Source organism: Psychromonas sp. B3M02 (assembly GCF_003318165.1).
Lineage (GTDB): Bacteria > Pseudomonadota > Gammaproteobacteria > Enterobacterales > Psychromonadaceae > Psychromonas.
Genome location: NZ_QOCB01000090.1, coordinates 1 through 1,674, shown reverse-complemented (window position 1 = coordinate 1,674; position 1,674 = coordinate 1). Strand labels below are relative to the sequence as shown.

General features: G+C 36.7%; 2 protein-coding genes. Both read left to right on the top strand.

Annotation, left to right across the window (positions count from 1 at the left end):
• Positions 1-156 precede the first annotated feature (156 nt).
• Complete coding sequence (locus DS885_RS09690; RefSeq protein WP_258546888.1) at positions 157-711, top strand: VC2046/SO_2500 family protein; 555 nt, start codon at positions 157-159, stop codon at positions 709-711.
• 269 nt (positions 712-980) lie between these two features.
• Positions 981-1,580, top strand: a complete 600-nt coding sequence (locus DS885_RS09685) for a DUF3332 domain-containing protein (protein WP_258546887.1) — start codon at positions 981-983, stop codon at positions 1,578-1,580.
• Positions 1,581-1,674: the final 94 nt, after the last annotated feature.

The window sequence follows — 1,674 nt, the reverse complement described above, 5'->3', positions numbered from 1 at the left end:
GGCCACTCGGGAACCCCTCCGTTATTTCGAGGAGCATAATATCAGAAAATAGTTACATGTGAAGATTAAATTTAAAAAAACATTAAATAAAATCAGCTTGTTGCCGATAAATACATAAGTGAACATTAAAACAGCAACAGGACGCTACACGTCAGTATGAATATTGAACAACTTAAACAACAAGCGGTGATTAATGAGTGGCAGTTAGGACAACAGTTAAATACTGCTGTGCATGCTGGTACCCGCGATAAGTTTAATTTGTTACTGAGCTTTTTATCCGATGATGCACGTGACTTCGCGCAATTTGATGTTAAAAGCAACCCAGAGCTTGTGTCAGAAGAGCAGGACCTAAGAGCCTACTTCGAGTTACCTGCAACTCAGCCGTTATTAGATAGTGGCCCGTCTAGTACTTTATTGGCTGAATTAAACCAAGATCTACATCAAGGGCAACTTGCAGATATTCGATTAAAACAGTTATTAACCAATGAGGCGCTATTTGCAAGGAATGAGCAGGGCGTTTTACCCGCGGATATTCTTGATAACTTACCCCTACATAAAAAACTACGAGTGGATACAGCTACTCAAGCAAAAACATTCACCAGCGAACCTCTACAAGAAGGTTTACCCGGCATAGATGCAAGCCTGTTAGATGAATATAAAAATTTAGATTTAGATAATAACCCACTAAAAGTAACACAACCTAGATATTGAAATGAGTAATACTTTATGTCGATTTTACGTACTTTCTGTTAATTAATATGAGGTTATTGGTAGAGTAGTAGATTATCAATAAGGACCTGACAAAACGTGCCAGTTGAACTTCACTTAACCAGTGCTGTCAAAGGGGCAACTTAACTAGCATTATATTAACGGTATCCAATGTAACTAAGTCTTTCAAATGAGCCTTTTAAATAAGTCATTGGTTATTAATATAGTGTGAATTAGTTTTGTTTTTATATATTCAAAATAGGAAAATATCTATGGGAAACAAAATGCCTAAAAGTGCGGTGAAAAAAATCGCTATGCTGACAGCAGTCGCATCGCTCACCTCTGCTTTATCTGCTTGTGTTGGTAGTAATGCGGTCACGGATAAAGTGATGCAGTTTAACTTAGAAGTAGTGGACAATCGTTACGCGCGTGGTGGTGTTAATATCTTATTATTACCTGTTTATGCCCTAACATTAGCCGTGGATGTTGTGGTCTTTAACTCATTGGAGTTTTGGACGGGTAAAAACCCATTAAACGGTAGCCCACATATTTTCGACTCGGAAGTGAAAACCCAATACAAAATTAATGAAAATTTAGACCCATCATTAAGAAAAGCACCGCTAAAACCATTATCTAATAAAAAAGGTGATACTGATGCTGATGATGAAAAAGCCGTGTATTCCGTACAAGTAAACCCAGTTAATGAAAATACTATCGACTACGATATTGTTTATACAAATGGCGAAAAAGCAGTTTTACGTGGTGAAAAAGTAGGGGAAGAGGTGACTTTCTCATTAAATGGAGAAGTGGTTACAACGGCATCAATGAATGAATTGTCGTCATACATGGCTAAGCAGCAACCACAATCTTAATCGACGGTGATGCTACTTTTTAGCTTAATAGATAATAAAAAACCTTAACAATTGTTAAGGTTTTTTTGTTTTTAATCTAATACCAATCATAGTA

Coding starts and splice junctions, on each gene's coding strand:
- DS885_RS09690 (WP_258546888.1), top strand. CDS start 157: ATGAATATTGAACAACTTAAACAACAAGCGGTGATTAATGAGTGGCAG.
- DS885_RS09685 (WP_258546887.1), top strand. CDS start 981: ATGGGAAACAAAATGCCTAAAAGTGCGGTGAAAAAAATCGCTATGCTG.